The sequence below is a fragment of the Candidatus Nanopelagicales bacterium genome (genome assembly GCA_018003655.1).
Classification (GTDB): Bacteria; Actinomycetota; Actinomycetes; order S36-B12; family UBA10799; genus JAGNDY01.
In genome coordinates, this window is sequence record JAGNDY010000125.1 from 1 (window position 1) to 4,390 (window position 4,390).

5 protein-coding genes are annotated in these 4,390 nt (G+C 63.8%); 2 read left to right on the plus strand and 3 right to left on the minus strand.

Translation table 11 applies throughout. The features are described 5' to 3' along the window. Both KAZ48_10965 and KAZ48_10970 read left to right on the plus strand, forming a co-directional pair. The coding region (locus KAZ48_10965) for an FAD:protein FMN transferase (protein ID MBP7973311.1) at positions 1-239 on the plus strand (239 nt) is incomplete at its 5' end. 16 nt (positions 240-255) lie between these two features. Continuing rightward, on the plus strand, positions 256-891 hold the full coding sequence (locus tag KAZ48_10970) for a hypothetical protein (GenBank protein ID MBP7973312.1): 636 nt from the start codon (positions 256-258) through the stop codon (positions 889-891). Position 892: 1 nt separating this feature from the next. On the opposite strand, the gene KAZ48_10975 is transcribed toward KAZ48_10970, so the two are convergent. The 3 genes from KAZ48_10975 to KAZ48_10985 form a co-directional block, all read right to left on the minus strand. Then, positions 893-2,227 carry a TRZ/ATZ family hydrolase gene (locus KAZ48_10975; GenBank protein ID MBP7973313.1) on the minus strand — a complete coding sequence of 445 codons (1,335 nt, stop codon included), beginning with the start codon at positions 2,225-2,227 and terminating at the stop codon, positions 893-895. Then, on the minus strand, positions 2,224-3,435 hold the full coding sequence (locus tag KAZ48_10980; protein ID MBP7973314.1) for a hydroxymethylglutaryl-CoA reductase: 1,212 nt from the start codon (positions 3,433-3,435) through the stop codon (positions 2,224-2,226). Before KAZ48_10980 ends, KAZ48_10975 begins: the two co-directional genes overlap by 4 nt. Positions 3,436-3,496: 61 nt before the next feature. Then, entirely contained in the window at positions 3,497-4,144 is a 648-nt protein-coding gene (locus KAZ48_10985; GenBank protein ID MBP7973315.1) for a CAP domain-containing protein, read from the minus strand. Positions 4,145-4,390: the final 246 nt, after the last annotated feature.

The window sequence follows — 4,390 nt, forward strand, 5'->3', positions numbered from 1 at the left end:
ACGATGGCCACACTGCGCACCACATCATCGACCCGTCGACGGGTCGTTCGTTGGAGTCCAACGGATTTGTTGGCGTCAGTGCTATTGCGCCGCACGGGTGGTTGGCGGAAGTCTTAACCAAGTCCGTATTGGTCGGCGGGGAGCGGGTTGGTCTGGAGCTACTGGAGCGATTCCCTGACTGCGCCCTGCTGGTGTGGGACAACGACGCGAAAGTTCGCCAGTTGAGCGCTGGCGGTTAGTACCGCTGGAGGGTCCTTGATCTTCAACGATCGAGTGGATGCTGGGCAGCAGCTAGCCGAATGCCTGCAGGCGCTCGGCCTTCCGCCGCAACTCGTCGTGCTCGGCCTGGCACGCGGCGGGGTCCCGGTTGCGGCGGCAGTTGCCCGGACACTTGACGCAGCGCTCGACGTGCTGGTGATCAGGAAGATCGGCATGCCCGCAAACCCCGAGTTCGCGATCGGAGCCCTGGGTGCCCATGGTGTCGTTCTCGATGAGCAACTCATCGCGCGCGCCGGGATCGCCAGGCGGGACGTCGATCAGGTTGTGGCGTCGGAGGCAACTGAGCTCACGCGACGCGAAGACGTCTACCGTCGTGGGCGCAAACCGGCACTTGACCTCGTTGACGAGGTCGTGGTGGTGGTCGATGACGGACTTGCGACGGGCTCCACGATGGCAGCGGCCCTGCAGGAAGTCCGGGCGGCGCAACCATCGCGCCTGATCGCCGCCGTGCCGGTCGCCTCTGTGCAGGGCATCGCCCGCATCGAGCCTTTTGCCGATCAGGTTGTGGCCGTGCTGGTCGAGGCCGACTTCGGCTCAGTTGGCTACTGGTACCGCGACTTCGGTCAGACCAGCGACGACGAGGTCATCGCTTGCCTGACTCGCGGGTACTAGCTCAGCCGCGGATCCGTCGAGCCCACGATTCGCCGTTGCTGCGCAACTCGTCGATATCAAACCCGACCAGAGTGCCGTCGCGGACCTGACGGTTGCCCGCCACCCAGACGTCGCTGACCTGGTCACGTGTGGTCGCGTAGACCAGCTGTGACACCGGATCGTAGGTGGGGATGCTGGCAGCGCCGTCGAGCGAGAAGGCCGCGAAGTCCGCTTGTTTGCCAACTTCGATAGAACCAACAAGATGATCGAGTTGCAGGCAGCGCGCACCGTCGAGGGTTGCCATCCGCAACGCCGTGTGGGCGGGGACGGCACTGGCGTCCCCGGAGGTTCCCTTGGCCAAGATCGCGGTGAGGCGAAGCTCGGCCAGCATGTCGAGATCGTTGTTGCTCGCGGCGCCGTCGGTTCCAATCGCGACGTTGACTCCGGCGGCTTGCAGCGAAGCCACTTGGCAGAATCCGCTCGCAAGTTTCAAGTTCGATTCCGGGCAGTGGGCGACGGTCATCCCCGCCGCTGCCAGTTGGGAGTAGTCGGACTCCAGGAGTTGTGTCATATGGGCCGCGACCAGTCGGTGGTTCAGCGCGCCGAGGGACGCTAGCCGCTCGATCGGTCGGACACCGTGGATGCGCAGGGAATCGGCCACCTCCGCTGCGGTCTCGTGCAGATGGGTGTGGATGGGTACGTCTAACTGGTCGGCCAGCTCCACGATCTGCCGCCAGGCGTCATCGGACAGCGTGTACGGCGAATGCGGCGCGAATGCGGCAGTCACCAAAGGCAGCTCGGCCAACGACCGGTGGATCTCGACACCCTTGCGCAGGTACTCCTCGGGCCCACTCGCGTAATTGGTCGGCGCGTCCAAACAGATCATTCCAACGACCATCCGCATGCCGATTTCTTGTGCGACTGCCGCTGTCACTTCTGCGTGGAAGTACATGTCCGCCGCACAGGTCGTGCCCGATCGCAGCATCTCGGCAATGGCAATCCTGGTTCCGTCGCGCACAAACTCCGGCCCTACCCACCTGCCTTCGGCCGGCCAGATGTAGTCCTCTAGCCACGTCATCAGTGGCAGGTCATCGGCGTAGCCACGCAGCAACGTCATGGGTGCGTGCGTGTGGACGTTGATGAGTCCGGGCGTGAGGACGTGGTGCGGCAGGTCCACGGTCTCGGTCGCACGGTAGGCAGCTGTGACCTCGGTCGTCGGTCCGATTGCGACGATCACACCGGCGTCAACTGCGATGCTGTGGTCGGTCAAAGTTGTGCCAGCCGGTTCAACTGGGACGATCCAGCGCGGGCTGATGATCGTGGAGACAGCGGCCGGAGCTTCCTGGTTGGAAGTCACTTGCGATTCCGGCCAAGGTCATCGTGTGCTTGGACCCATTCCTGCGCCACGATTGCTGAGCCAAGCGACAACTCCCCGCACAGCACAGTGGCCGCGACGATCTCGGCAAGCTTCTGCACCTTGCCAGTGCCATAACATCCCAACATTTCCAGGCATTCACGCTGTGTTGGCAACCCGGTGCCGCCGCCGTAGGTGGCGACGATCAAGGCTGGCAGCGTGATCGAGTAGTAGTAATCGCCGTTGTCCAGCACCTCCGCATAGACCGCGGCGGCGGAGGATTCGGCGACGTTCGCAACGTCCTGGCCAGTCGCGATGAACATCGCCGTGATGCCATTGGCCGAGTGTGCACCGTTGTTGGTCACACCCGACAAGTAACCACCCAGACTTGAGACCAAACGAGCGCCGAACAGTTCCCGCGAGCCCGCGTGCATGTGCTCCTTGAGCAGGTCGGAGGGCAAAGTCGCTTCGGCCACGACGCGCTTACCCCGGGTGCGCAGCATGTTGATCGTTGAGCTCTTCTTGTCCGTGGCGAAGTTGGCTTCAAGGTAGAACCGCTCGATATGCCCCGGGTAGTTGCTGCTGATCCAGGCGCACGCAACAGCCGTGGCTTTGCCGGTCATGTTCTGTCCGGCGGCATCGCCGGTGGTGTAGTTGAATCGGGTGAAGACCATCCGACTCGCCGAGTACTGATCGATATCGCGCAGTCGCCCGGTCGTGGTGGTGGTGCCAGCAGCAGCTCGGATCGGCTCAAGGTTCTGGGTGAGCCACAGTCCGAATGCGCGTGCCTCTCGGGCGTCGGCGAAGACAAACGCTGGCGCTCGCTGCATGGCGTCATCGATCACGGTTGTGCGGACTCCACCGGCGGCACGCAGCAGCTTCATCCCGCGGTTATAGCTGGCCACCAGCGTTCCTTCAGTGGTGGCCATCGGCACATAGAACTCCCCTTGCGCGTGCTCGCCATCGACCAGGAGCGGCCCCGCGATTCCGATGGGTACCTGTGCCACGCCGGTGAAGTTCTCGATGTTCCCCTGAAAACCAGCTGGGTCGCCGGAGAAGTGGCCGACGTTGGGCAGAGCAGTGCCCGTCTGTTCGGCGATGAACTCACGCCGCCCAGCGGCGGCATCGTCGGTGTAATCGGCGTCGGCACTGCGCGGAATGCGGCTCGCCTGCTGTGAAGAGATGTGCGAAGCATCGTTGGAATCAGTCACGCCAGCACGCTACTCGCCTGAGCAACCCCGGGCACGCCACACTCAGGTTGATTGGCGGCGGTCACCCCTTCGCTGCGAAGTCCTGCGTCCAGTAGCGGTGGTACTTGCCGGGGCCGGTCGCGAAGCCCACACCGATCTGGCGCACCGACTTGCTCATGATCCCGGAACAATGCCCTGGGCTCTTGAGCCATGCGGTGACAACCTCACGTGGGGTCCGTTGGCCTGCGGCGATGTTCTCTGCCGCCGCCCGCCACCGGCCGTAGCCAGCCTTCTCGATCCGATCCCACGGGCTTAGGCCCGCCAAGTTGTAGTGGTCGAAGAAGTTGTGGCGAGCCATGTCCTTACTGTGACGGCGAGCGGCCAATCCGAGCTTTCGACTGTAACTTAGGCGTGGAACGGCTCGGTACCGCTTGGCTCCGCAAAACCGGCTGTGCCTGCGTGCTTGGTTGGTCAGCTTGAACACCCGACGCTCAGTCGCTGTGGGTTTGAGCCCGCTTCCCGCAGTCTTGGTCGCGGCCATTGTGACTGAGCCTCCCGTCGTGGCGGGCGTCATCGCTGAAGAGGGTGGCACCGCAAGGACCAGCGCGAGCAGCGCGATCAAGAGCACGGTCAACAGGGCGGGTAGGGCCGCGCTGCGGCGCAACCGCGTCGTGGGAACGGCCGCGCTGCGACGCAACCGCGTCGCGCGTGTCCGTGCGCACGTAGCCATATGTGAACCGTCGAACGGACAGTGCAGGCGCCTTTAGCGCAGAGCGGGCAAACGGGTGAGGCGACCGCAGTCGTCGTGAGCCACCTAGGGCGTTCTAGGGTCGGGGCATGGGTGATCCTGGCTACTCCATCGAAATGACGGCAGATCAGGTCGCTGTCGTTCGGCTCTCGTTCGCGAAGGCGAATTCGATGTCGCCACAGATGCTGGCTGAATTTCGCAACGCGCTCCAAGAGGTGGTCTCACAGG

Excerpts from the sequence above, each read along its gene's own strand:
- KAZ48_10985 (MBP7973315.1), bottom strand. The coding sequence starts at position 4,144 with ATGGCTACGTGCGCACGGACACGCGCGACGCGGTTGCGTCGCAGCGCG.